This window comes from Nocardioides sp., from assembly GCF_036267815.1.
Lineage (GTDB): Bacteria > Actinomycetota > Actinomycetes > Propionibacteriales > Nocardioidaceae > Nocardioides.
This window is the reverse complement of record NZ_DATAVI010000013.1, coordinates 1-24674: the sequence shown is the minus strand read 5'-3', so window position 1 is coordinate 24674 and position 24674 is coordinate 1. Positions and strand designations below refer to the sequence as shown.

Annotated in this window: 21 protein-coding genes, 1 tRNA gene and 3 pseudogenes; 15 read left to right on the top strand and 10 right to left on the bottom strand. The window is 69.3% G+C overall.

From position 1 onward, the window contains the following. A pseudogene (locus tag VHW64_RS02925) lies at positions 1-220 on the top strand (hypothetical protein); the annotation flags it as partial. Here the strand turns inward: VHW64_RS02925 and VHW64_RS02920 are convergent. Further along, positions 147-446, bottom strand: a complete 300-nt coding sequence (locus tag VHW64_RS02920; protein WP_329649009.1) for a transposase — start codon at positions 444-446, stop codon at positions 147-149. The pseudogene VHW64_RS02925 and the gene VHW64_RS02920 overlap by 74 nt on opposite strands. A gap of 329 nt (positions 447-775) precedes the next feature. Here VHW64_RS02920 and VHW64_RS02915 point away from each other — a divergent pair, with 329 nt between their 5' ends. The 6 genes and pseudogenes from VHW64_RS02915 to VHW64_RS02895 all read left to right on the top strand — a co-directional run. After that, a complete protein-coding gene (locus tag VHW64_RS02915; RefSeq protein ID WP_329649008.1) occupies positions 776-2041 on the top strand; it encodes a sn-glycerol-3-phosphate ABC transporter ATP-binding protein UgpC in 1266 nt (421 codons plus the stop codon). 11 nt (positions 2042-2052) lie between these two features. After that, complete coding sequence (locus VHW64_RS02910) at positions 2053-3381, top strand: ABC transporter substrate-binding protein (protein WP_329649007.1); 1329 nt, start codon at positions 2053-2055, stop codon at positions 3379-3381. Positions 3382-3413: 32 nt separating this feature from the next. Further along, the gene (locus VHW64_RS02905; RefSeq protein WP_329649006.1) at positions 3414-4808 is read left to right on the top strand and encodes a sugar ABC transporter permease; all 1395 of its coding nucleotides are present in this window, start codon (positions 3414-3416) and stop codon (positions 4806-4808) included. Then, on the top strand, positions 4805-5686 hold the full coding sequence (locus VHW64_RS02900) for a carbohydrate ABC transporter permease (RefSeq protein WP_329649005.1): 882 nt from the start codon (positions 4805-4807) through the stop codon (positions 5684-5686). Before VHW64_RS02905 ends, VHW64_RS02900 begins: the two co-directional genes overlap by 4 nt. 126 nt (positions 5687-5812) lie before the next feature. Further along, a pseudogene (locus VHW64_RS20240) lies at positions 5813-5926 on the top strand (IS21 family transposase); the annotation flags it as partial. Positions 5927-5992: 66 nt separating this feature from the next. Further along, a pseudogene (locus tag VHW64_RS02895) lies at positions 5993-6193 on the top strand (ISL3 family transposase); the annotation flags it as partial. 250 nt (positions 6194-6443) lie between these two features. Here VHW64_RS02895 and VHW64_RS02890 read toward each other — a convergent pair. Further along, positions 6444-8627 carry a hypothetical protein gene (locus tag VHW64_RS02890; protein WP_329649004.1) on the bottom strand — a complete coding sequence of 728 codons (2184 nt, stop codon included), beginning with the start codon at positions 8625-8627 and terminating at the stop codon, positions 6444-6446. Positions 8628-8864: 237 nt separating this feature from the next. On the opposite strand from VHW64_RS02890, the gene VHW64_RS02885 reads away from it, so the two are divergent. From VHW64_RS02885 to VHW64_RS02875, 3 genes are read left to right on the top strand one after another with little or no spacing between them, the layout of a single operon-like run. Further along, on the top strand, positions 8865-11075 hold the full coding sequence (locus VHW64_RS02885) for a hypothetical protein (RefSeq protein WP_329649003.1): 2211 nt from the start codon (positions 8865-8867) through the stop codon (positions 11073-11075). A gap of 34 nt (positions 11076-11109) precedes the next feature. After that, a complete protein-coding gene (locus tag VHW64_RS02880) occupies positions 11110-11907 on the top strand; it encodes an SURF1 family protein (protein WP_329649002.1) in 798 nt (265 codons plus the stop codon). A 9-nt stretch (positions 11908-11916) separates the two neighbouring features. After that, positions 11917-12291, top strand: a complete 375-nt coding sequence (locus VHW64_RS02875; protein ID WP_329649001.1) for a DUF3817 domain-containing protein — start codon at positions 11917-11919, stop codon at positions 12289-12291. A gap of 5 nt (positions 12292-12296) precedes the next feature. Here the strand turns inward: VHW64_RS02875 and VHW64_RS02870 are convergent, their stop codons facing one another. Further along, positions 12297-12911: a hypothetical protein gene (locus tag VHW64_RS02870; RefSeq protein ID WP_329649000.1), complete on the bottom strand. Its 615-nt coding sequence runs from the start codon at positions 12909-12911 to the stop codon at positions 12297-12299. 157 nt (positions 12912-13068) lie between these two features. Between VHW64_RS02870 and VHW64_RS02865 the strand changes: the two genes are divergently transcribed. Both VHW64_RS02865 and VHW64_RS02860 read left to right on the top strand, forming a co-directional pair. Continuing rightward, positions 13069-13584 (top strand): peptidylprolyl isomerase, encoded by a 516-nt coding sequence (locus tag VHW64_RS02865; protein ID WP_329648999.1) that lies wholly within the window; start codon positions 13069-13071, stop codon positions 13582-13584. A gap of 92 nt (positions 13585-13676) precedes the next feature. Next, entirely contained in the window at positions 13677-14510 is an 834-nt protein-coding gene (locus VHW64_RS02860; RefSeq protein ID WP_329648998.1) for a rhomboid family intramembrane serine protease, read from the top strand. A 69-nt stretch (positions 14511-14579) separates the two neighbouring features. On the opposite strand, the gene VHW64_RS02855 is transcribed toward VHW64_RS02860, so the two are convergent. After that, positions 14580-15044, bottom strand: a complete 465-nt coding sequence (locus VHW64_RS02855) for a cell division protein CrgA (protein WP_329648997.1) — start codon at positions 15042-15044, stop codon at positions 14580-14582. 59 nt (positions 15045-15103) lie between these two features. On the opposite strand from VHW64_RS02855, the gene VHW64_RS02850 reads away from it, so the two are divergent. Further along, the gene (locus tag VHW64_RS02850; protein WP_329648996.1) at positions 15104-15880 is read left to right on the top strand and encodes a DUF881 domain-containing protein; all 777 of its coding nucleotides are present in this window, start codon (positions 15104-15106) and stop codon (positions 15878-15880) included. 23 nt (positions 15881-15903) lie between these two features. Here VHW64_RS02850 and pknB read toward each other — a convergent pair whose 3' ends face one another. The 6 genes from pknB to VHW64_RS02820 form a co-directional block, all read right to left on the bottom strand. Continuing rightward, positions 15904-17682: a Stk1 family PASTA domain-containing Ser/Thr kinase gene (gene pknB / locus VHW64_RS02845; RefSeq protein ID WP_329648995.1), complete on the bottom strand. Its 1779-nt coding sequence runs from the start codon at positions 17680-17682 to the stop codon at positions 15904-15906. Between the two features lie 45 nt (positions 17683-17727). Beyond that, positions 17728-19212 carry a penicillin-binding protein 2 gene (locus VHW64_RS02840; RefSeq protein ID WP_329648994.1) on the bottom strand — a complete coding sequence of 495 codons (1485 nt, stop codon included), beginning with the start codon at positions 19210-19212 and terminating at the stop codon, positions 17728-17730. 61 nt (positions 19213-19273) lie between these two features. Beyond that, on the bottom strand, positions 19274-20665 hold the full coding sequence (locus VHW64_RS02835) for an FtsW/RodA/SpoVE family cell cycle protein (RefSeq protein WP_329648993.1): 1392 nt from the start codon (positions 20663-20665) through the stop codon (positions 19274-19276). A 1-nt stretch (position 20666) separates the two neighbouring features. Next, positions 20667-21968, bottom strand: coding sequence for a PP2C family protein-serine/threonine phosphatase (locus tag VHW64_RS02830; protein WP_329648992.1), 1302 nt, complete (start codon positions 21966-21968; stop codon positions 20667-20669). After that, on the bottom strand, positions 21965-22435 hold the full coding sequence (locus tag VHW64_RS02825; protein WP_329648991.1) for an FHA domain-containing protein FhaB/FipA: 471 nt from the start codon (positions 22433-22435) through the stop codon (positions 21965-21967). The genes VHW64_RS02830 and VHW64_RS02825 overlap by 4 nt, the downstream gene beginning before the upstream one ends. Beyond that, a complete protein-coding gene (locus VHW64_RS02820) occupies positions 22428-23141 on the bottom strand; it encodes a DUF3662 and FHA domain-containing protein (protein WP_329648990.1) in 714 nt (237 codons plus the stop codon). Before VHW64_RS02820 ends, VHW64_RS02825 begins: the two co-directional genes overlap by 8 nt. A 187-nt stretch (positions 23142-23328) precedes the next feature. Between VHW64_RS02820 and VHW64_RS02815 the strand changes: the two genes are divergently transcribed. Both VHW64_RS02815 and VHW64_RS02810 read left to right on the top strand, forming a co-directional pair. Further along, a tRNA-Leu gene (locus VHW64_RS02815) sits at positions 23329-23412 on the top strand. 773 nt (positions 23413-24185) lie between these two features. After that, positions 24186-24674: hypothetical protein (locus tag VHW64_RS02810; protein WP_329648989.1), on the top strand; the 489-nt coding region annotated here is incomplete at its 3' end.

Here is a 24674-nt window from a genome sequence, read left to right as displayed (position 1 = left end):
GCACCCGCAGCCGCAAGCCCACGCGAGCCGCCTTCGGGATGGTCCGACGCCTACCCTCGCCACCAAGACCCAGGCCGAAGACTGGCTCGCCACGGTCCGCGCCGACGTCGCACGCGGCACCTGGCGTGCACCGTCGCTGGGCGCTGTCACCCCGGCCGAGTACGCCGCCGACCACCTGGCCACACGGGTCGACCTGGCGCCCCGTACCCAGCAGCTCTAAGCCAGCGGCTACGACGCTTCAGCAGCCACTCCGGGAAGTAGCTGCCCTTCCGCTGCTTGGGGACCGCCACATCGATGGTCCCGACCCGAGTGTCGAGATCGCGGTGGCGGACCCAGTGCGCTGACTCGTACGGCCCGGCGACGGGCAGCCACACTCGGCACCCACCAACCGCATCGGCGTCGGCAGACAACAGGGTGTTGATGATCGATTGCAGCAACGAACGCATCAGATCGGGACTGGCCTAGGCCTAGCCGAGTGCTTCACCGAGCGGGCCAGCCGGGTCGACAATGTGGGCAGCGGTCATCGTGACGACCCCATTCGAGAGTGCTGTGAGAGGTTCACGCGAAGGATCACGCGGTGGCCGCGTCAACGTCCGGCGTACACGCCGGTGACGATCCCAGCGACCGCGCTACACCACGATCAGGAGCTCAACTGGATTGCACTGTGAGACCGCTTGAGTTGCCCAGGGCTAACATTGCATACTGCAACCGGTGCGGCGGCAACGCTGTGTGTTAGAAGCCGGGGTTCTCGGTCGACCAAGACGGAGAGACAAGGGTGGCAAACATCGAGTTGCGTCACGTAGGCAAGGTCTACGCCGACGGCACGAGAGCTGTGACCGATCTGAACCTCGAGGTCGAGGACGGCGAGTTCTTGGTCTTCGTCGGTCCCTCGGGATGTGGCAAGACGACGGCTCTGCGGATGGTGGCCGGCCTCGAGACCGTCAGCGAAGGCGAGGTCATGATCGGCGGCCGGGCGGTCAGCAACGTGCCGCCACGTGATCGGGATGTGGCGATGGTCTTCCAGTCCTACGCGCTGTACCCGCACCTGACGGTTCGCAACAACATCGCCTTCGGCCTGCAGCTGCGAAAGGTCCCCAAGGCGGAGCTCAACAGGCGGGTCGAAGATGCAGCGCGCACCCTCGGCCTCTCGGAGTACCTTGACCGCAAGCCACGCAACCTCTCCGGTGGTCAGCGGCAACGAGTCGCGATGGGTCGCGCGATCGTGCGGCAGCCTCAGGCGTTCTTGATGGACGAGCCGCTGAGCAACCTCGACGCCAAGTTGCGGGTGCAGATGCGGGCCGAGATCGCCTCTCTCCAGCACAACCTCGGCGTCACCACGATCTACGTCACCCACGACCAGACCGAAGCGATGACCCTGGGGCACCGGGTGGCGGTGATGAAGCTCGGCGTCCTGCAGCAGATCGCCCCGCCCCAGGTGCTCTACGACCACCCGGAGAACCTGTTCGTGGCCGGGTTCATCGGCTCACCGGCGATGAACTTCATGATCGGGACCTTGCAGGCCTCGAACGGTGGGCATAGCGTCGTCCTGGGCGCCTCGACGCTGGAGCTACCGGCGTCCACCCTGGCTGCTCGGCCGCTCCTGAGCGACTACATCGGCAAGCAGGTGGTCGTCGGCATTCGCCCCGAGGACATTGAGGACGCCGCCCTCGCCCGTGGCGGGCCTCGATCCGGCTCCACCCTGAGCGGGACCGTGCAGTTGCTCGAGCCGCTCGGCTCGGATCTGATGGTGCACGTCAACGCCGATGTGCCTCCGGCGGCTGGGCTCGCGGATCTCGCAGAGCTGGGGAGGGACACCGACCCGGGTGCTCCCCTCTCGGATCGGTCGCTGGTGATCGCCCGGTTCAACCCGCGCAGCAACGTCCGGATCGATCACAGCATCACCATGGCGCTGGACGGCGAGCGCATGCACTTCTTCGACGCCGCGTCCGGCGAGGCGATCTGGGACCGGCCGAGCGCCGGAACGGACCTCGAAGATGCTGATGCGCCTGCGGCAGCGGGCGCTCCAACACAGGAATTCTAAAGGAGGACAACGTGGTAAGACAGCGCAAGCAAGTGGCCACTGCCGTACTCGCGGTCGCGTCGCTCGTGACGCTCGCCGGTTGCGGTGGCTCGTCGAGCTCGAGCCCGGCGGCCAGCAGCCAGAGCCTGAAGGGTCAGAGCTTCACGATCCTCGGTCAGTGGACCGGCGGTGAGCAGGACGCCTTCGACGCAGTCATCAAGGACTTCGACAACTCCACCGGCGCCTCCGGGAAGTACACCCCGGCCGCCGGTGGCAACGAGGCGGGCGTGCTCGGCACCAAAGTCGCTGGCGGCACCCCGCCGGACATCGCCATCCTCTCGCTACCCGGCGCCATCGCGCAGTACGCCTCGTCCAACAAGATCTTCCCGGTGAGCGCGGCAACCCAGCAGGTGGTCGCCCAGAACTTCGCCTCGCAGTGGGGGTCCCTTGGCTCCTACCAGGGAAAGATGTACTGCGTCCCCGTCGACGCGTCCGATAAGTCGACGGTCTGGTACAACGCGACACTCTTCAACAACGCAGGTATCTCCTCGACCCCGACGACGTGGCCCGCTCTGATCAGCGATGCCAAGACCCTGTCGGCCTCCGGTGTGCATGTCCCGATCTCGGTCGGTGGCGGCGACGGCTGGACCCTCACCGACTGGTTCGAGAACGTCTACCTGCGCACTGCGGGCATCGCCAAGTACAACGAGCTGACCCAGCACAAGATCAAGTGGACCGACCCGTCGGTGGCCACTGCCTTGACCACCCTCAAGCAGATCTGGGGCGACCCCCAGCTGATCGGTCCGCCCTCGGATGCGGTGAAGGTCCCGTTCACCACCTCGGTCGACAACGTGTTCAAGAAGGACCCGACCTCGGCCCTTGTCTACGAGGCCAGCTTCGTGGCGACCACGATCACCGGTGACAAGGATCCGGCGACGGTCGGCACCGTCGCGAAGGTGTTCCCGTTCCCGTCGATCAACGGCTCGTCTCCGGTAGTCGAGGCGGCCGGTGACTTCGGCTGCGCCTTCACGCAGAACAAGGCGGCCGCGTCCTTCCTGGCCTACCTCGCCGGTCCCAAGGCGGCCACGTCGCTGGTCTCGACGGCCGGTAGCGGGTTCCTGTCGGTGAACAAGAACGTGGCGTCGTCGTCATACGACGACCCGACCTCGGCCCAGTTGGCCCAGGCGATGGTCAAGGTCGGGAACAACTTCGTGTTCGACATGTCCGACCAGACCCCGGCGGCCTTCGGCGGCACCCCCAACAAGGGTGAGTGGGGCGACCTGCAGACCTTCTTGAAGACCGGCAACGTTGCAGCCACCCAGCAACAGCTCGAGAAGGACGCTACGGCGGCTTCGAAGTAGATCGCGGAAACCGGAGAGACGGCAAGGGCTGAATGGCGATGACCAGTGGCGCGGCGGCGGCGCCCCCGTCGGTCGGAGGACCGTCAGGGGGCAAGTCCGCCAACCGACGCGCGAAGACCAAGCAGCCCCGGCTGCCTGGGGAGTCGCGATGGGTCGCCGGGATCTTCCTGCTGCCGGCGGCCGTCTGGCTGTCCGCGATCGTGCTCTATCCGCTGATCTACACCCTCATCCGCAGCTTCTTCCACGACGGCTCGGCAGGCCAGGTCACCTCGTTCGCCGGGTTCAGCAACTATGGCCACATCTTCACCCAGTCCGACTCCTTCGAGGCCTTCAAGAACAACGTCATCTGGGTGGTGTTCGTCCCCGCGCTGATCACCATCATCGGGCTGATCTTCGCGGTGCTGACCGAGCGGGTGCGGTGGTCAGCGGCCTTCAAGATCGTCGTGTTCACGCCGATGGCGATCTCGTTCCTCGCCGCGGGCATCACCTGGTCCCTCATCTACGTCGACCAGCCCACCGAAGGCCTGGGCAACGCGGTCCTCACCGGCATCCACGACACCTTCGCCCCGGGGACGTCGTACCCCAACCTGCAGGCCAGCGCCCAGGTCAAGGCGATGACCGGCTCTCAGTCGGCCGGCTTCACCTCGAAGGCGAGCTTCGGCCCCGGTCAGACCGCGATGCTTCCGGTGACCGGCCTGGACCTGACCCATCTGCCCGCGAACGCCAAAGCGGCCGCTGCGCCCGCAGCCGGCACGGACGTTGCCGGGCTGATCTGGAACGACTTCAAGCTGGGCGGTGGTGGCAGCCCCGGGAAGGTCGACCCGGGTGAGTACGGCGTGCCCGACCTGACGGTGCAGGCGATCCGGTCCGGCAAGGTGGTGGCATCGACCACGACGGGCGACGACGGCAGTTTCAGCTTCTCCGGGCTCAGCTCCGGCAGCTACCAGGTGCGTCTGCCGGCCTCGGACATGGGGGCGGCCTACGAGGGCGTGTCGTGGCTGGGCCCGTCCCTGATCACACCGGCGATCATCCTGTCCTACCTCTGGATCTATGCCGGCTTCGCGATGGTCCTTCTGGCCGCAGGAATGTCGGCCCTTCCCCGAGAGACCCTGGAGGCCGCACGGATGGACGGCGCCACCGAGTGGCAGGTGTTCCGGCGGGTAACCATGCCCTTGCTGGCCCCGGTCCTGATGGTCGTATTCGTGACCATGGTGATCAATGTCCTGAAGATCTTCGACATCGTCTTCGTGCTGCAGCAACCGGCAGGCGGCAACGCGCGCTATGCGAACGTGCTTGCGGTCCAGCTCTACAACGAGTACGGGAATCAGCAATACGGCGCCGCCAGCGCCGTCGGGATCCTCCTGGTGATCTTGGTGGTCCCCGCGATGATCTTCCAGATTCGCAACTTCCGGAAGGAACAGCGATGAGCGCCGACCTGGTCACCGGTGCGATCAACCGCGGTCTGGCCGCGAGGATCGCGGCCCGCGTCGGCGGTGGAGCGCTCCGCATCTTCCTGATCGTGGTGGCACTGCTGTGGTTGCTGCCGACCTTCGGTCTGCTGGTCGAGTCGTTCCGCGACCCGGCCCAGTACGCGAACGGGAACTGGTGGCAGGCGATCGTCCACCCGGCTCAGCTGACGGCGGGCAACTACAGCGCGCTGCTGCATAACAGCACGATGGTCTCCAGCTTCTTCAACACCATCAAGATCACCGTGCCCGCCACGATCCTGGTGGTGCTGATCGGGTCGGCCGCGGGCTACGCCTTCGCGTGGATGGAGTTCCCCGGGCGCGACGCGCTATTCCTGCTGGTCGTCGGGTTGCTGGTCATCCCGATCCAGATCGCGCTGATCCCGGTGGTAAAGCTCTACTCCTTCATCGGCATCTCCGGGACGATCCTCTCGGTGATCTGCTTCCATGTGGGCTTCGGCCTGCCGTTCGCGGTGTTCTTGCTGCGCAACTACTTCGCCGGGATCCCACGCGACCTCATGGAGGCCGCCCGGATGGACGGCGCCAGCGAGGCGCGCATTTTCTTCCGGGTGATCCTGCCCCTCGGGATGCCGGCGATCGCCTCGCTGGGTATCTTTCAGTTTCTTTGGGTCTGGAACGACCTCCTGGTCGCGCTGGTATTCTCAAATGCCAACAGCCAACCCATTACCGTCGCGTTGGCCAGCCAGACCCGCCAGTTCGGGAGCAGTATCGACATCCTGGCGCCTGGGGCATTCCTGTCCCTGATCGTACCGCTGGTCGTATTTCTGAGCTTTCAGCGCTATTTCGTCCAAGGTGTGATGGCGGGCTCGGTGAAGTAGCCCGACCGAGACGTTCGTCAGGTCATCCCTTAAGGAGTGTGGACGGTTGACCTGGATCCACCAATGAGTAGGGGCTGACTGGTCGCGGTCGTTGGCGATGGGTCCTTGGCGTGGGCGTGGTCGGCGATCGCGCGCCGGCTTGGGATCGCGCGGAACACCGTCGCGAGCGCGTTGGCCTCGGATCGGCCGCCGAAGTACGAGCGCGAGCCTGCCGCGTCGCCGGTCGATGCGCGATCACCGTGGCCGGCAACGTCGAGAACTCCGCCAACAACAGCCGGATCCGGGGCTCGACCGCGGTCCCGGGACGTGCGCGACGCTACCTTCGCCTGCCCTGACCTGACCACGTTCTGCCGGCTCGATGAGCTCGGCCTCGAAGCTGTCGGGCAGCGGCTCGAGCCCGACCGGGCTGTCTTGGCGTGCCGGGTAGTCGACCCTGATCAGTGGTGCCGCCGCTGTGGCTGCGAAGGTGTGCCACGCGACAGTGTCGTTCGTCGGCTGGCCCACGATGCCTCCCAGGATGCACCGGCCGGCCCCGAGCTTAGGGTCGACCAAGAGTTGGGGTGACCACTGGAGGATGGGTTCTCGGCCTTGGGGGATGTACGCGGCCAACCTGGCCGCCCGATCCGACGCTTGGTCGCGGTCACCACGGCCGTGCCGTACTCGACCTCACCCCTGATTCGTCCGCCGCAGTCGGAACAGGCAGCCTGGGGCGTCGCGCCCGGCGCTCTTGTCCATCTCGCCCGCAGAGTCGTCACGTCTAGGGCGTCGTCCCGTTGATCCCGGTGTAGGCGACGTTGGTGATGACGCCTTCGGTCTCGTGGGTGGCGACCCCGAACGTCCCGACGGTGTACGGCGATGCGTGGTCGGTGTACATGATCGTCGGCAGTGGGTTGTGGTTCACGTAGACCTGCACATTGCCCCCGGTCTTGAGGACGGTGAGAGTGACCGGGGTCGCGACGGGGTCGAGGCCCGTCGGGTAGTCCGGTCCGATCTGGCCGATGCCGGTCCGATAGACCCCGACGTTGCCGTTGGCGCGGACGAAGACGAGATAGCCGCCGGTTCGCCAGCTGGGGTTGAGCTGCGCGTCTGCGTTGGTGATGTCCAGACCGCCCCACGAGAGAGCGGGGGAGCCGGGGCTCAGTTGGACGGTGGCGGTGTAGGTGCCGTCGCCGAGGTGGGCGTTGTAGTTCGCCGTGGGGGCCGACCGACCCTGGAGGAAGATCTCGCTCTCGCCGTCCTGGAGGCTCGCCAGCGTGCTGGGAGCCCGCACTCTCCACGCGCCCGCGGTGGGCTTCCAGTCGAGCGGGGTGTCGTCCTGACTGCGGTAGTCGGCCGGGACGTCGTCGCGCACCGTGAGGTTGCTGAATGCCGTGCTCGGCCCGTACGCGCCCACGCCGAGATAGCCGGTCAGGTTGACGTTGCTGGATGCGGTGTACTGGAGGATGGGACTGAGCAGACTGCCGCCGCCCAGGCCGCTGTAGGCGGTGACCGTCGCGCCGGACACCACCACTTGGAGATGGTTGGGGAACCAGTACCCCGAGCCTGACATCTGGCCTGTCGCAAGAGGGTGGTCCGGGTCGTGGTCGAAGAGAGAGACGTTCCCCGTGGTGTAGATCCGTAGCGTGTAGCCACCGAGCCCGCCGGGGGTCTGGCCGAAGGCGACCTGGTCCCACAGGGCGAAGGGAAACAGACCCTCGGAATAGTCGAGGTCGATGACCGCGTTGCTGCCGGTCACGCCGGCCCCGTAGGTGGCGAACGCGGGTCCGTCGCGGAGCACGCCGCGGGACTTCAGGGCTCCGCTGCTGTCGACGTTCCATTGGTCGGGGTCATAGTCCCAACCCTTGGCGCCGGCCGTGGGGGTCAACGTGCTGGTCCATCCGGTCTTGAGAGCGCCGACGGTGAGGTCCTGCCACGCAAGCTTCACCGGACAGTCCGTGCCGCCGTAGCTGAACACCAGCGAGGGGCTGTCGGGGCTGTCGAGATCCCCCACCTCGTCGGTGACCAGCGACAGGTCGTGCGAGCGAGGGGGCGTCGGGGCGCTTCCGCCTGCGGGCAGGCCGAGCGTGAGGGCCCGGGTGAAGCTCGATCCGTCGCGGGACTCGTAGGTCTGCACGCTGGGGGTGGCGTAGTCCTGGCTGTCGACCGTGACCGCGACGTACTGGCGCCGAACCACGTCGTACGCCACGTGCGTGGCGTCGTAGAAGCCCGCGCACGAGGCCGCGTCGCGCCCGGGGTGGCGAAGGACGACGCCTGCCTCCTTCACCTGGGCCGGCCACGTGTCGATGAGAGGCAACGGCACCGCGGCCAGGCGGGTCTGCCACGTCACCCAGGTGTGGACGTCGTAGAAGATGTTCAGCTGGTCCGCGCTCACCACCAGCGAGGGTTGACCGATGCCGTAGCCCGGCCCCGGGTCCGGGGTGACGATCGGCTTCGGCGTCGCCGGCCCGCCCCAGCCCTGGCCGTTCCACTTCTGCCACGGTTGCGACAACGACGTGGTGCGGGCCACGAACAGCGCATGCTGCGATCCGACGGCACCGATGTAGGCCATGACGTAGTAGCTGCCGAGACGGACGACGCTCGGATCGCACACGCCGCCTGCGTCCGGCCCGTTCGGAGTCGGCCGCAGCGCCACGGTCGGAGTCGACCAGACGTGGCTGTCGGCAGACGTCAGCGACCGGATCACCTGGGTGGTCCCACCATCCTCCGGCCCGCAGTTGAACTGGTCGTACTGACCGCTCGGCTCCAAGATGACGCTCGGGCTGGTGCGGTAGTCGATCGGCAGGAGCGGGGAGTAGATGTCCCGGGGGGACGAGCTGGCCTGGAGGTAGAAGCTGGTACGAGAGGTGCCGTCCGGCATCGCGACCGCGGGCTGCACGGCGATGAGCAGGAGTCCGGCGACGAGCAGGAGGCAGGACAGAGCAGAGGGTCGTGGTCGCTTCATGACGTCCTTCAGTGGGGGCTCGACGTCAGCCGAGATGCGGAGGATCCGGGGCAAGCACATCGGGCCTCGAGCCGCGCAGTCAACGGCGCGAAGCACGCTGAAAAGTGGTGCTCGCCGAGGGGAGTCCCACTTTGTCTCGGTGCCGTGGCGTTGACCGCGCGAGCCCAGGATCGCTCTAGTAATCCCCGTCATGTCCCCCGCCCCGGCCGGTGCCGGGTCGCCGTTGAGAGGCATCATGTGCGGATCTCTCGGGCCGCTTTCGCCTGCCCTGCTTCTCGCATCACCCAAGCCGCGCTCGCGCTGACCCTGGTCGCCCTGGTCGCGGGTCCAGCCGCCGCCGTCCCGCCCGGGGTCGGCCGGCGGGACTACGTGCTCTACACCTCCTCGTCCGCCGCGCACAGCCGATCGGCGTACACGCCGACCGCTCCTGGCACCGAGCGGGGGAGCGCCGACGTCTTCCTCGACCGCCAGACCAAGCTCTACGAGCAGTTCTCCTGCGGTCCGCAGCTCTTCGGCGCACCTGGGGTGATCCGCTGGAGCAGCTCGGTGGACGGCAAGACCTGGTCGCCGGCCACCGTCGTCCTCCTGCCCCGGTCTGGCACGGCGGACGGAGCCGGTGTCTGCGACCCGAGCGTGGTGAGGGACGGCGCGTCGTACTACATGGCCTTCACGGGGTACGACGGCCACCAGCACGCGGTCTTCGTCGCCAGGGCCACGTCCCTGGGCGGTCCCTGGGTGACCTGGGGACGCACCGGCTGGGGCGTGGGAGATCCGGCGCCGGTGATCAAGGGGACGCTCGGCCAGGGGTGGGGCGTCGGCCACCCCTCACTGGTGGTCGCCGGCGCCCGGCTCCAGCTCTTCTACGACGACCACGACGGCCGCGCGTGGCAGACGCGGCTGGCCGATGCGGACGTCAGCGGAGACCCCGACGGCTGGCCCGCCGCGCTGCGCGACCTCGGGGTCGCGATGGTCCATCCCGGGTCGGACTCCGCAGACGGATGCGCGGGACAGGCCGAGTCGACCGGCGTGGCCTACGAGGACGACATCGGGCAGTACGTCGCCGTTGCGACGGACGACCGCGACACCCAGACGCCGTCCCTCGACGCCTACCAGTCGGGCACGGGCCTCGGCTTCACGCGGGCGATCACCGAGCTGGACGACGACTCGTCGACGCCGCTCCCGCCCCACGCGCACCATCTGCGCCTCGTGACCGACGACACGGGCCACGTCGTGACGGGTCCGCTGGGCCTGACCTATGACGTGGGCCCCCGCGACTGCACCTACGGCATCCGCTGGCAGGACGCGGGCTTGTGGACCGACCCCACGGGCTGGGCCGGGGAGTCCTTGGCCATGCCCGCCGGACTCGCACACTGGGAGACGACGGGCAGCTGGAAGGAGTACCCCAATGCCGTCGGCACGACCAGCGACTCCGGAGGTCTCGCGACGGCCTTCCTCACCTCCTCGACGTTGGGCCCGACCAGCACCATCGACGTGGACGTCGAGCTCGCCGGCCTCTTCCAGTCCGGCTACGCAGGCGTCGCGTTCGGGCAGACCTCATCAACCCTCGACGGCCCACACGGCTACGTCCTGTCGGTGCTGAGCGACAGCACCCTGAAGCTGAGCCGGGGGTCCGCGACCGTGGCGACGGGGCTGGCGACCCCGACCCCCATCGCGACCTTCCAGCACCTGGAGATCGTGCTCTCGCACGGCGAGATCTCCGTCTACACCGGGCGAACCGGCTTCTACAACTGGAACGGGATGGCGGCGCCGGCGATCCGCTACACGATTCCGCGAGGAGAGCAGCTGAGCGGAGAGGTGGGGCTCGTCGCCGACGGCGAAGCGGTGTTCAAGAGCTTCACGATGCGGGACAACGTGCCGGCCCAGTACCCGGACCAGGACGGGCCGACGGCCTTGGACTGGCGCCAGGTCAGCGGACACTGGGTCGTCGGGTCTCCGAGCACGATCACCGAGGACGACAGCGGCGGTGGAGACGTCTTCCTGAACGCCCACTCCGACGTCGCCGGTGACTACAACGCCCACCTCGGCGACGGCGCCTACCGTGCCGCGATCCAGGTGTCGCCGAGCAAGGATCCGACGGCGTGGGACGGCATCGACATCACCAACGACGGGCCCACCGGCTCCCTGAGCTGCGGCGGCGGCGGCTACGTCGCCCTCATCCGGGAGAACGGCGCGGTGGGGCTCTCCAAGGCGGGCGTCGGACAGGTGGTCCCCGACGTCCCCACCGGACTCGACCCGGTGCGCACTCCGGTGCGGCTGCGCGTCGTCCGGTGGGGGGCCGACATCCAGGTCTACCTCAACGACCAGGCGCTGCCCGTCATCACCTACACCGACCCCGCTCCGGCGGACTACTCCGGTGGCTTCGGGCTCTGCACCCACGGTGTCGGTGGGGTGTTCCGGGATGTCGGCTACGCCGCCAACGGCATGTAGTGGGGTGCCTGGGAGCTCCTCGTAGTCTGACCGGGTGCCGATCGACGCCCCCGTCATGCCGGCGAGCCACGCGCTCGCCCCGCGGTACTGGGGCGCCCATCTCCTGATGGTGGTGGCAGTCGTCGCGTGCGTCCTGCTGGGGCGGTGGCAGCTGGGCGTCTGGCACGGCCATCGCGCCGACGACGCCGCGTCGGTGACCCGGGAGGACCCCGCCGCGCTGACCGACGTACTCGGCCCCGATGCCGCGTTCCCGACGTCGGCGATCGGGCGGCCGGTGACGGTGCTGGGTCGCTGGGACCCCGCGCACACCGTGTACGTCGCGAACCGCGAGCACGACGGCCACACCGGCGTGTGGGCCGTCACGCCGGTCGTCACCGCGAACGGCTCGGCGATCCCGGTCGTGCGCGGCTGGTCGCCGGAGGTCGGAGCGGCGCCCGCTGCGCCACGCGGTCAGGCTGCCCTCGTCGGCCTGCTCCAGCCGTCGGAGGAGACGGCGACGACCGACCGGGACACCCACGACGACGTCGTGCCCGCCCTCGACGTGACCGACCTCCTGCCGCGCGCGCCGTACGACCTCTACAGCGGGTACGTCGTAGCGACCGACCGCGAGGTGCCGGGCGGAGCCGTGGCCTCGACCGGGATGTCGGGCCTGGCGGCGGTCGCGGCCGAGCACCTGGCGGGCGCCAGCGCGTCGACGGCGCTGCGCAACCTGCTCTACGCCTTCCAGTGGTGGATGTTCGGCGCCTTCGCGGCCTTCGTGTGGTGGCGCTGGGTGCAGGAGGACGTCCTCGGACGGCGGCACTCGCCGGACCCCTCACCGGGGCCCGGCTAGCCTCGGCACGTGGCGAAGACCCTGTTCATCCTCTATCGCGTCCTGGCACCAGTGGTGGGAGTGCTGCTCGCGACCCTGGTCTTCGTCGGCGTGCCGCTGAAGTATCTCGCCGCCGAGGGGAGTGGGCTCCAGAGCTTCGGGAGCGAGGTGACCGCGATCGTCGGCGTGGGCCACGGCTTCCTCTACATGGCCTACCTGGTCGTGTCGTTCCTGCTCTGGCGCTACACCCGCTGGTCGGTGCTGTTCGCCGTGCTCGTGCTCCTGGCAGGACTGATCCCGCTGGTCATCTTCTGGGTCGAGCGCGTCGTCGTTCGCCGCTTCCGCGAGGACTACCCCGAGCTGGCACCCGCGCGAGCCCGGCAGCCCTCCGCCCAGGGAGGCTAGGGTTCCTAGGGCTTCGCCGGCTTCGTCTCGACGGGCTCCTCGCCGGGCGCGACGTCGACGACCTCGGCCGGCTCGTCGGGCGTCGTGGCCTCGTGAGCCTCCTCGGCGGAGTCCGCCAGCGCCTCGTCGGGGCCGGCTCCGGCCTCGTCGGCAGCCGGAGTCGTGCTCGGCTTGACCGGTGACGGGCTGGGCGGCGCGGGGGTCGGGGACTGCCACGCGTCGTCGGCGTCCTTGGCGGTGAGCTTCTTGGCCACGAAGCCGAGCGCCGCGGCGATCCCGGTCAGGATCAGCAGCTTGCGCAGACGATGCTTCCTCTTCGGCTTGCCGGTCAGCTGCGCAGCCTTGGCCGAGGCCAGCTCCTTGCCCGTCGATGCCTTGTCGGCGGCGACGTCGGCGACCTGCGAGGCCTTCTCGGCAGCCAGCGACGCGCCCTGCGCGATCAGGGGCGTGGCCCGGTCTCGTGCGTCGGCGAGTGCGGGTCCGGCCTGGTCGCGCGCCTCCCCCAGCGCCGAGCCGGCCCGGTCCTTGGCGTCGGCGAGGATCGGGCCGGCCTTGTCGACGGCCGCCTCGACGTAGTCGGCGGCCTGCTCGAGGATCGTCTTCTTCCGTCGGATGCCCATGGGAGCCTTCCCTTCGTCTGGTCTCTATCCCACCACGATCCTCCACGTACCCCAACAGCCGGTCTCCATGGGTGAGTGCCGGGCGGGCCCCTCGGTTGTGCTCCGTGGCAGGATCTGCCTCACCACCACGCTAGGCACGCAACCGCGAGAGGCAGTCATGGCTGACCAGCAGGCCGTCCTGAAGACCAACCGGGGCGACATCACGATCAACCTGTTCCCCGACCACGCCCCCGAGACCGTCGCGAACTTCGTCGGCCTCGCCGATGGCACCAAGGAGTACCGCGACGACGCGGGCCGCAGCGGCGTGCGCTACTACGACGGCCTGGGGTTCCACCGGGTCATCGACGGCTTCATGATCCAGGGCGGCTGCCCGCTCGGCACCGGCACCGGCGGGCCCGGGTACACCTTCAAGGACGAGCCCCACCCCGAGCTCGTCTTCGACAAGCCGTACCTCCTGGCCATGGCGAACGCCGGGCCGGGCACCAACGGCTCGCAGTTCTTCGTCACCGTCGCGCCGGCCACCTGGCTGAACTTCAAGCACACGATCTTCGGCGAGGTCGCCGACCAGGCCTCGCGCGATGTCGTCGACGCGATCGCGACGACGTCGACCGGCCCGGGGGACCGTCCGGTGGAGCCGGTGGTGATCGAGTCCGTCGAGGTTGTGGCCACCTGAGCGCAACCGACGTCCCTACGTGCTACCGCCACCGCGACCGCGAGACCTACATCCGATGCCAGCGGTGCGACAAGCCGATCTGCCCTGACTGCATGCGCGATGCCGCGGTGGGGTTCCACTGCCCCGACTGCATCGCCGAGGGCCGGCGTACGACGCGCCAGGCGCGCACGGCGTACGGCGGGCTGCACCCGGGGAGCTTCGGGTACGTCTCGAAGGTCCTGATCGGGATCAACGTCGCGGTGTGGCTGCTGATCGCCACCACCGGGAGCGACACCAGCAAGTGGTTCTCGCGCCTCTCCCTGATCCCCTACGGCGAGTGCGGCGACGGCCGCGGCGGCTACTTCCCGACGGTCACCTCTCGGCACGAGTGCTCCCTCGTCGGGCCGGCCCACGGCGCCCACTGGATCGCCGGGGTGGCCACGGGTGCGCCGTGGCAGCTGCTGACCAGCATGTTCACCCACGAGACCGAGCCGATCCACATCGCCTTCAACATGCTGGCGCTGTGGTTCCTCGGACCCCAGCTGGAGGCGGTCCTGGGTCGCCTCCGCTTCACCCTGCTCTACCTGCTGTCCGGCCTGCTCGGCTCGGCCGCCGTCTACCTCTTCTCCGCCCCGGCGACGCCGACGCTTGGCGCGTCGGGCGCCATCTTCGGCCTGATGGCCGCCCTGCTCGTGATCGCGCTCAAGGCGGGCGCCGACGTCAGCCAGCTGCTGGTCTGGATCGGGATCAACGCCGCGATCACCGTCTTCGCCCCCAACATCTCCTGGGAGGGGCATGTGGGCGGGTTCGTCGGCGGAGCCGTGATCGCGCTGGCCCTGACCAGGGCGCCAAGGGAGAGGCGCGTCGTGTGGCAGGCGGCGGGGTACGGCGCCGTCGCGGTGGCGATCGTGGTGATCGTGCTGCTGCGGACCGCCGCGCTGACCTGACCCGCCGGACCTGTCAGCGAACTACACGCGTGTAGTTATCCACAGATCGTTCCACAGCTGTTGATGAACTCACTCCCACCGGGTGGCGAACGAGAAGCCGACGGCCATGAACGCGATGCCCACCACGAGGTTCCACTGGTCGAGGTCGTTGAAGACCGCGACCTTGGGCAGCTGGTTGCCGGAGATCACGTAGAAGGTGCAGATCCACAGCAGGCCCAGGATGAAGCACGTCAGCATGCCCACGACCACGCCGCGGCCCCGGCCCAGGGGCGTGGCGGGATGCGCCGAGACCAGGGCCCCGAGGAAGAACAACCCGAAGCCGACGGCGTAGTTCCACTTCTCCAGGTGACCCATGAACGCCGGGCCGCTGGGCTTGGCGGTCAGGCTGGAGGGGTCGGCGCGGACGCCGGTGTAGTAGTAGGCGATCCAGGCGATGCCGACGAGCATGAGCACGATGGCGACCACGAAGCGGACGCTGACCAGCGGCCCGCGGTCGGGATCGACGAACGACTGCTTGGCCTTGAGCTTGGCCACGCAGGCCTCCTCACCTAGACATCGGCTGCCTTGACAGGTCGCGGGATACCTTAGTCGGCATGTCGCCGCGACCCCACCGCAGGCCACGCCGCTCGTTGGCCTGGCGGCTCGCCACTCCGGTGGTCGGGCTGCTCAGCGGGGCCCTGTTCGTGATCAGCGCGCACAGCAGCGACGGCACCGACCTGCGCCCCGGCCGCTACACCGACCTGGCGTCCCTGGTGCGCGGCGACGCCCAGCAGGTGGCGGGTCTCAAAGGCCAGGTCTCCGACCTCAACCAGCAGGTCGCCGCCCTCAGCGGGGCGGTCGACAACCGCCGGGTCCAGCGCTTCCAGCGCCAGGCCGACGCGGTCAAGGGTGCCGCCGGCCTCCAGCAGGTCTCCGGGCCCGGCATCACCGTCACCCTCTCCGACGCCCCGCAGAGCACCGACTCCGACACCCCCGACACCGTCGACAACCCCAACCTGCTGCTGGTCCATCAGCAGGACATCCAGGCGGTCGTCAACGCGATGTGGAAGGGCGGGGCCACGGCCGTCACGATCCAGGGCCAGCGGGTCGTCAGCACGACCGGCATCCGCTGCATCGGCAACTCCGTCCAGCTCCAAGGGGTGCCCTACAGCCAGCCGTACCGGATCCAGGCCGTCGGCGACGTCAGCCGGCTCAGCGGGGCGATCGCCGACGACTCCTACCTCCAGGTCTACCGAGCCGACGCCGCCGACCCCGACATCGCCGTGGGGTGGGCGGAGCAGGTCGAGAGCCACGTCGTCGCCCCGGCGTACGACGGACTGACCGGCCTCCAGTACGCCCGGGTGCTGCCCCAGCCGGGCGGCGCCGGCTGAGGCGTCCGCTCACCTGCCCCCGGTCAGGTCGGGGGCGAGGTCGGCTCCGACGTCGGGGGCGAGCTCGGCCCGGTGGGCTCGGAGGTGGGCGGCGAGGTCGGCTCGTACTGCGACACCGTGATGTAGACCGTGGAGCCCTGCTGGAGCGGCTGCCCGGCGTTGGGGGTCTCCCCGGTCACGGTGCCCTTGGGCTCGGTGGAGCTGTTGTCGGGGCTGACCTGCGGGTTGAACCCGGCGTCCTTGAGCTTCTGGATCGCCTGGTCCTGCATCAGGCCGACGACGTCCGGCACCTTCTGCGGGCCCTCCGCGATCGAGATCGTCACCGGCGTCCCGCGCGGCACCTGCTGGCCGCTGCCCGGCTTCGTCTCGGTGACGGTGCCCTTCGGCTGGTCGGACTGCACCTTGGTGAAGATCGGCTTGAGGTGGGCCTGCACCATGGCGGCCTGCGCCTGCGCGCGCGACTGCCCGATGACGTAGGGCACCTGCGTGGGATGGCTGCCTCGTGACAGCGTGATCGTCACCGTCGCGCCCTTGTCGGCGAGATCGTCGGGGGCGGGGTCCTGGCTGATGACGCGGTTGGCGGCCACCTTGCTGCTGTAGCCGTACTTCGGGGCGCCGACGGTGAACCCGGCGTCGGCGAGCTTGGCCCGCGCCTGGTCCTGGGTCAGCCCGATCACCCGGGGCACGTTCACCTGGTCGCTGGGGCTCGCGAACATCTTCGGCAGGAGGTACGCCGCGAGCCCGAGCACGATCACCAGCAGGATGCCCAGGAACACCAGCAGCCCGGGCCGGGTGCCGCGCTCCTCGGGCTCGTACTCCTCCTGGGGTGGCGGTGCCACCGGCGTCACCGGCGCGGGCGGCCGCGAGACCACGGTCGTCACCGGCTCGAGCGGCGGGGGTGGCGGCGGGGTCACGTGGACCGGGTGCCCGGCCAGGTAGCGCTCGATGTCGCCACGCATCGCCGCGGCCGACTGGTAGCGGTCCTCGACGCGCTTGGCCAGCGACTTCATCACGATGGCGTCGACCTCGGGCGGCAGGTCGGTGTCGTGGTCGGAGGGTGGCGCGGCCTGCTCACGCACGTGCTGGTAGGCGACGGCCACGGGGGAGTCGCCGATGAACGGCGGGCGGCCGGTCAGCAGCTCGTAGACCAGGCAGCCGGCGGAGTAGACGTCGGAGCGCGAGTCGACGGGCTCACCTCGCGCCTGCTCGGGCGAGAGGTACTGCGCGGTGCCCACCACGGCGGCGGTCTGGGTCATGGTGCTGGAGGCGTCGGAGATGGCGCGGGCGATGCCGAAGTCCATGACCTTGACGTCTCCGGCCGGGGTGAGCATGACGTTGCCGGGCTTGATGTCGCGGTGGATGATCCCGGCCCGGTGGCTGTAGTCGAGGGCCGACAGCACGCTGCTCGCGATCTCCAGCGCCCGCTCGGGCAGGATCTTGCGCCCTTCGCGCAGGATGTCGCGCAGGGTGCGCCCCGCGACGTACTCCATGACGATGTAGGGCTGGGAGATGCCGGACCCGTCGCTGGCGGGCTCCTCGCCGGTGTCGTAGACCGCCACGATCGAGGGGTGGTTCAGCGAGGCGGCGCTCTGGGCCTCGCGCCGGAACCTCGCCTGGAAGGTCACGTCGCTGGCGAGGTCGGTGCGCAGGCGCTTGACCGCCACGGTGCGACCCAGGCGGGCGTCGGTGCCCTTGCGGACCTCGGCCATCCCGCCGCGGCCGAGCAGCTCGCCGAGCGCGTAGCGGCCGCCGATGAGCGTGTGCCCCTCGGCTTGGCCGTCGGGTGTCGTGTCGGGACTCACGGGTGGCCCTTCTTGGGTGTCTTCTGCGTCTGCGGCATCGGGTGCTCAGCCATGGGAGTTCAGCACCGCCTCCATGACCGCCTTGGCGATCGGGCCCCCGAGCTTGCCGCCGGCGATCTCGTCGGTGGGGGTGTTGATGTGCTGGATCATCACGCAGACCGCGACCTTCGGTGAGGGGGCGGGGGCGAACCCGACGAACCAGGCGTACGGCGGCACCTCGCTGCCGTCGGGGTTCTTCAGGCCGCTCTGGGCGGTGCCGGTCTTGCCGGCGACCTGGATGCCCGGGATGGCGGCCGGGGTCGCGGTGCCGCTCTGGACGGTCGCCACCATCATCTTGGTGACCTCGGTCGCCGTCGAGGACGAGACCGCCTGCGAGAGCTGGTGGGAGCTGCCGGGCTTCAGGGTCTCGAAGCTGGTCGGCGACTGCTCGGCGTTGACGAGGTAGGGCTGCATCACGACGCCGTGGTTGGCGATGCCGGCGGTCAGCATCGCCATCTGGAGCGGCGAGGCGGTGACCGAGCCCTGGCCGAAGCCCGACAGCGCGGTGCCGGGCGGGTCGAGTCCGGCGGGGTAGCGGGAGATGGCCTGCCCGGGCAGCTGGTCGAAGTACTGCTGGTTGAACCCGAACGCCGTCGCCGTCTGGTGCATGTCGGTCGCCCCGACCTTGACCGCCAGCGGGGCGAAGGCGGTGTTGCAGGAGTCCATCATCGCCACCGTGAGCGTGATCTTCGACAGGCAGCCGGCGACCTCGTTGTGGACCGTGTTGCTCGACTGCGGGAGCGTGTACGACGGCCCGGCCGGCACCACCGAGGTCGACGTGAGCCCGTCGTGCTCCACGGCGGCCGCCGCGGTCAGGACCTTGAAGGTCGACCCCGGCGCGAGCGTCGTCTGGATGGCTCGGTTGAGCAGGGGCTGGGACTTCAGCTTGGAGAGCCGGGTGGCGTAGGCGTTGGCCTTCTTGAAGTCGTGGTCGGCCAGCTTGTTGGGGTCGAAGGTCGGCAGCGAGACCATCGCCAGGATCTTGCCGGTGTCGGGCTGGATGGCCACGACGGCGCCCTCGATGTCGGGACCGAGGGCCGAGAGCCCGTCGAACGCGGCCTTCTGGGCGGCCGGGTCGATCGTGAGCTGGACGTTGCCGCCCTTGGTGGCGGTGCCGTTGACCAGGTCGACCAGCCGGTTGACGAACAGGCTGTCGTCCTCGCCGGAGAGGAAGGAGTTCTCGTAGCGCTCCATGCCGGTCTCGTTGCCGAAGGTGTACCAGCCGGTCACCGGCGCGTACATGTACGGGTCGCGGTAGGTGCGCTGGTACTTGTACTGGTCCTTGTTCTCCTTCACGCTCTCGGCGATCGGCGTGTGACCGACCAGGATCGCCCCGCGTGCTCGGGAGTACGTCGCGGTGGCGACCCTGCCGTTGTCGGCGCGGTCGTTGAGCGCGCTGGCGTGGTAGTACTGCAAGTAGGTCGCGTTGACGGCGAGCGCCAAGAACAGCAGCAGGCAGAAGATGGAGACCGTCCTGATGGGCTTGTTCATCGGGGCCCCCGCGGCGTTGTTCGCAGGAGCGGAGCCGGGGAGAAGAAGGTCGTGGGGTGACTCATGTCAGCTTGACCACCTGGGTCTCGTCCATGGCGGCGTCGTCGCCCGTGGAGAGGTCGGGCGGCGGTCGTCTCGCGGCGTCGGAGATGCGCAGCAGCACCGCGACGATGACCCAGTTGGCGACCAGCGACGACCCGCCGTACGACAGGAACGGCGTGGTGAGGCCGGTCAGCGGGATCAGGTGGGTCACGCCGCCGACGACGACGAAGACCTGGATCGCGATCGCGCCGCCGAGGCCGGTCGCCAGTAGCTTGCCGATGTCGTCGCGGCAGATCAGGGCGGCGCGCAGGGCGCGCTCCACGATCAGGCCGTAGAGCAGGATCACCGCGATCGACCCGGTCAGCCCGAGCTCCTCGCCGATGGCACCGAAGATGAAGTCGCTCTCGGCGAAGGGGATGCGCCACGGCGAGCCCTGGCCCAGGCCACGCCCGACGAGCCCGCCCCAGGCCATCCCGAACATCGTCTCGACGGTCTGCCGGCCCTTGTCGTCGGTGTTCTGGCCGTAGTGGGCCCACACGTCGGACCACAGCTGGAACCGCTCGCGCACGTGGGCGATGAAGACGTAGGTGAGGTAGGAGCCGACCACGAAGAGCGTCGCGCCGACGACCAGCCAGCCGGCGCGCTCGGTGGCGACGTAGAGCATGACCAGGAACAGCCCGAAGAACAGCAGGCTGGAGCCGAGGTCGTGCTGGAAGACCAGGATGCCGAGGCTGACCGCCCACATCGTCAGGATCGGCCCGAGGTCACGGCCCCGGGGCAGGTCGACCATCGCCACCCGGCGCCCGGCCAGCGCCAGGGCATCGCGGTGCAGCACGAGGTACCCGGCGAAGGTCACCACGAGCAGCACCTTGGCAACCTCGCCGGGCTGGAAGCTCATCGAGCCGACGTGGATCCAGATCCGGGCGCCGTTCACGCTCTTGCCGATGCCCGGGGCCATCGGCAGCAGGAGCAGCACGATGGCCGCCAGACCGCTGGTGTAGGTGAAGCGCTGAAGCACTCGGTGGTCGCGCAGGATCGTCAGGGTGGCGACGAACAGCGCGACGCCCAAGGTCATCCAGACCAGCTGCTGACGCGCGAAGTGGTGGTTGAGAGCGAGGTCGAGGCGGTGGATCTCGGCCAGCCCGAGCCCGTTGAGAGCGGCCACGATCGGGAGCAGCACCGGGTCGGCGTACGGCGCGACGAGGCGCACGGTGATGTGCGCGACGATGATCAGGGCGGCCAGCCAGCCGCCGTACGACACGATGTCGGGCGGCACCTTCTCCTTGACGCCGAGCCCGACCGCCGCGTAGGCGCCGACCCCGACGACCAGGGCGAGGATGAGCAGGAACAGCTCGGCTCCCCTCCGGCGACGGTGGACGAACGGCATCAGGGCACCCGACTGCTGGGCCATCTCACTGCCCCCCGCTCGTCGGCGCCGACTGGCTGGTCGCCAGGCGCTGCACGGTGCGCTCGGCCTCGCCGAGGCTGCCGACGCCGATGCCGGACTCGACGGTGCGGGCGGTGTAGGGGTCGAGCTGGCCGACCCGGACGTTGCTGGTCTCGTAGGCGTGGGAGAGCGAGAGCCCGGGCACGTCGGCCTGGACGCCCCGGAAGACGGTCACGACGCCGTGCTGCTCGCCGACGTAGTACTGGTGCTGGCTCCAGGTCCAGGCCGCCGCGCCGGCCATCCAGGCGATCCCGAGCAGGCCGAGCAGGGCCAGCCCGCGGCGCAGCCATGGGTGTCGCCGCGGGGGGCGCGGGGCGTAGCGGGCGGCCTCGGGGTCGGTGTCGATGGCGAACGGCACGCCCGGCGGCAGCTCGTCGACCAGGTCGGCCGCGATCGGCTCCATCTCGCCGGTGTCGCCGGCGCGGTGGCCGCGGAAGAACGACGCGCCGGCCCGTGGGCGGCGACGCAGCTCGGCGGCCGAGCCGACCACCATCGGGGTCGGCTCGTCGGCCGTCTCCTCGGCGCTGACGGGGAGGACGTCGGCCACGATGCAGGTGACGTTGTCGGTGCTGCCGGCCTCCAGGCTGGCCCGGACCAGCTCGACGGCGGCGAAGTCCGGGGAGCCCGTGGACAGGATGTCGGCGAGGCGGCGGTTGTCCAGCGACCCGGACGCGCCGTCGCTGCACAGCAGGATCCGGTCGGACTCCGCCAGCTGGACGGTGAAGAGGTCGGGGTCGACCTCGTGGACTCCGTCCAGGGCCTTGAGGATGAGGTTGCGGTGAGGGTGGGTGCGCGCGTCCGCCTCGGTGATCCGGCCCTCGTCGATCAGGCTCTGCACGAACGTGTGGTCGCTGGTGAGCTGGCTGATCTCACGGTCGCGGAACAGGTAGGCGCGGCTGTCGCCGACGTGGCCCATGGCGAGCCGCTCGCCGTCGAACAACGCCACCGTCGCCGTCGTGCTCGTGCCGCTCAGGGACGGCTCCTCGTCGACGAGGTCGCCGATCTTGTCCGACGCGCGGTGCAGGGCGCCCGCGACCAGCTCGAGGCGGTGCTCGGCGGTGTCGGCCGCGTCGTGGTCGTCGCTCGGCGGCTCGTCGAGGCGCCGCAGCTGGGTGATCGCCGTGCTGGAGGCGAGGTCGCCCCGGGCCGCGCCACCGACTCCGTCGCAGACGGTGAGCAACCAGGGACCGGCGTACCCGGCGTCCTGGTTGTCCTTGCGTACACGCCCGACGTCGGAGATCGCGGCGTACTGGAGTCGGAAGCTCACTTGCGCAGCTCCAGCAGGGTCTTGCCGATCCGGACCTGGGTGCCGAGGGTCAGCGTCGTGGGCTGGGTGATCCGCGCGCTCCCGATGTAGGTGCCGTTGGTCGAGCCGAGGTCCTCGACGAACCAGGTGTCGCCGCTGGAGGCGATCCGGGCGTGGCGGGTCGAGACGTAGTCGTCGTCGAGGCGAATCGCGGCGTCGGAGCCGCGCCCGATCAGGATCGGGGCCTGGGACAGGTCGGCGCGCTCGCCGCGGTTGGCGCCGTCGACCACGAGGACATGGGTGGGCGATCCCTTGCGTGCCTTCTGCTTGGGCTGCCGCCGGGTCTTGGGCGCGGCCGCCTCGCGGGCGGTCGCCGGCAGGCGGGCCCCGAACATGTCGGAGCGCACCACCGAGATCGCCGAGAGCACGAAGATCCACAGGATCGCGAGGTAGGAGATCTTGATCAAGAACAGCGTCAGCTCAGACATCGGCGTCCTCCTCCACCCGCACGGTCATCGTCGTGCGCCCGATCTTGACCTCGGAGCCGTCCTGGAGCGCGGCGCTGGTGATCCGGTGCCCGTCGACCAGCATGCCGTTGGTCGAGCCGAGATCCTGCACCGAGATGCCGACCCCGCCGTTCGCGGACTCGGTCACCGTGAACTCCACGTGACGCCGGCTCACCCCCGGGTCGTTGATGCGCAGGTCGGCCTCGGTGCCGCGGCCGACCACCAGGCCCGGCGGCTGAAGCGGATGACGCGTGCCGTTGACCTCCAGCAGCGCCCGGGCGCGGCGTACCTGGGTGTGCGTGGCGTTGCTGACCACGGCCGCCTGGGCCTGGCTGCGCACGCGGAACCGGCCGATGGTCAGGTCGTCGGCGCGGTCGAAGGCGATGGTCATGGGGCCCGCGAAGACGTAGCTCTGCTTCTCGGCGTGCTCCTGGAGCTGGAGGGCGAGGTCCTTGACCAGGGCCGAGTCGTACGGCGCGAGTCGGTCGGTGTCGGGCCCGGAGAGCTCGACGTGGAAGTCGTTGGGGACCATCCGGCGCTGCCGGGACAGGATCTGGGTGTTGTTGTCGCACTCGCGCTGGAGCGCGGCGGCGATCTCGACCGGCTGGACCGCGCTGCGGAATGCGCGGGCGAACGCCCCCGAGACCATCGCCTCGAGGCGCTGCTCGAACCTCTGGAGCCCGCTCACGCCCGCACCTCCTCCCGATCTCGCCGTACCCGCCGACGCGCGTGACGTCGACCGGTGGCCTGGTCTTCCGCCCCGGGTGGGACGGCGCCCGAGGGTGGTCGGGTTGTGCTCGATCGTATCCAGCACGCACACCCGGACCGCGGTTTGGGCGCCCGTCGCGGGCTGGGATAACCTTGGCGCGCTTCTGGCGCGAGTGGCGGAATAGGCAGACGCGCACGGTTCAGGTCCGTGTGCCCGAAAGGGCGTGGGGGTTCAACTCCCCCCTCGCGCACAACAGCCCCAGGTCCTTGACCTGGGGCATTGTGTTTGGGTCCGCGTCTCGCGCCGGTTCATGTGCCGAAATATGTGCTAAGCCCGTGCCACCCTTGTCGCCGAGGTGGGTCAGTGCCCTCACTGCCAACACCGCTTGGCGGCACGGTCGGATGCGAAGCGCTCTTGGTCGCCGGGGCGCGTGAGATCCTGACCCTCGTGAGGGTTGTGGCGTTCCGCCGAACAGAAGACCGGCGAGGACTTCGCCGCCTCCTGCATGGCCGTCGTGTCTACGAGGTCAGAATGAGCGACGGCTCCCTTCGGACACTGTCCCTCACGCAACTGGACAGACTGGTCGACGCTCGGCGCCGTCCCGCGGACTTCTGGGCAGCTGTGGAGGCTGCCAATTGGCAGCGGGAGCACCAGGGCGGTGCCGAGGAAGCGCAGATGATCGGTTGGTCCGCGGGGACGCCTGAGTCCCCTGCGTAGATCGAGCGTGTCGACTTGGCGGATCAGCTCACGAGGGAGTCGAACGCTGGGACGTAGGCCCGCGCTATGGCTGTTGCGCACGTGGGTTGAGTCGGAAGTACGCCTTCGTATCGCGTTGGTCCCGGTTTGCGTGAAGGATGGGACGACGCGGTCGCAAGAGCCGATCCGAAGAGTCGAGGAGTGGTCGTGCTCGCACTGACTGTGGGGGAAGCAGTGCTGGGATCTGTAATCGCTGGCCTCGTCCTTGCTCTGGTCCTCGGAGCGTGGGCGCTCCTGTGGGGGCCGCTCCGTAACCGACTCGACCCCGTGATCCTGCGCAAGACGGGCGACCACGGAATCAAACTTCTCGTCTACGCCACGCCCGACGAGATGGGCGGTCTGCGGCCCGACGAGATGCTGAACGTCGATCCGGCGTGGCTTGCTGACACCGACTTCTACTTCTCTGAGGGCATCCCAGGACCCGGGCCACACGAGAAGCAGGAATGGGCCGACTGGGCTCGCGGTCACGGTGCCGAGGGCGTCGGATGGCGCCACATCCTGGTCAGAATCCAGGCCACGCAAGATCGAACGGTGCTAGTCATGAAGCCGCAGGTGACCGTGAGGCCAACCGCAGTGACCGGGGGCGCGGTCCTTTGCCCCGCCAAGGAACCGGGCGGGAACGGTCTTATGGTCCGCCAGTTCGACATTGACCTCGACAGGCGACCGCCACTCGTCAACTACTACCCCGAAGGCAGTTCGGAGACCGCGCAGTTCGTCATGCGCAGAGGCGATTCGGAGGCCTTCGTCGTGATCGCG

Coding starts and splice junctions, on each gene's coding strand:
- VHW64_RS02920 (WP_329649009.1), bottom strand. CDS start 446: ATGCGTTCGTTGCTGCAATCGATCATCAACACCCTGTTGTCTGCCGAC.
- VHW64_RS02870 (WP_329649000.1), bottom strand. CDS start 12,911: ATGGGCATCCGACGGAAGAAGACGATCCTCGAGCAGGCCGCCGACTAC.
- VHW64_RS02860 (WP_329648998.1), top strand. CDS start 13,677: ATGCGCGATGCCGCGGTGGGGTTCCACTGCCCCGACTGCATCGCCGAG.
- VHW64_RS02890 (WP_329649004.1), bottom strand. CDS start 8,627: ATGAAGCGACCACGACCCTCTGCTCTGTCCTGCCTCCTGCTCGTCGCC.
- VHW64_RS02840 (WP_329648994.1), bottom strand. CDS start 19,212: ATGAACAAGCCCATCAGGACGGTCTCCATCTTCTGCCTGCTGCTGTTC.
- VHW64_RS02825 (WP_329648991.1), bottom strand. CDS start 22,435: ATGTCTGAGCTGACGCTGTTCTTGATCAAGATCTCCTACCTCGCGATC.
- VHW64_RS02900 (WP_329649005.1), top strand. CDS start 4,805: ATGAGCGCCGACCTGGTCACCGGTGCGATCAACCGCGGTCTGGCCGCG.
- VHW64_RS02835 (WP_329648993.1), bottom strand. CDS start 20,665: ATGGCCCAGCAGTCGGGTGCCCTGATGCCGTTCGTCCACCGTCGCCGG.
- VHW64_RS02905 (WP_329649006.1), top strand. CDS start 3,414: ATGGCGATGACCAGTGGCGCGGCGGCGGCGCCCCCGTCGGTCGGAGGA.
- VHW64_RS02865 (WP_329648999.1), top strand. CDS start 13,069: ATGGCTGACCAGCAGGCCGTCCTGAAGACCAACCGGGGCGACATCACG.
- VHW64_RS02850 (WP_329648996.1), top strand. CDS start 15,104: ATGTCGCCGCGACCCCACCGCAGGCCACGCCGCTCGTTGGCCTGGCGG.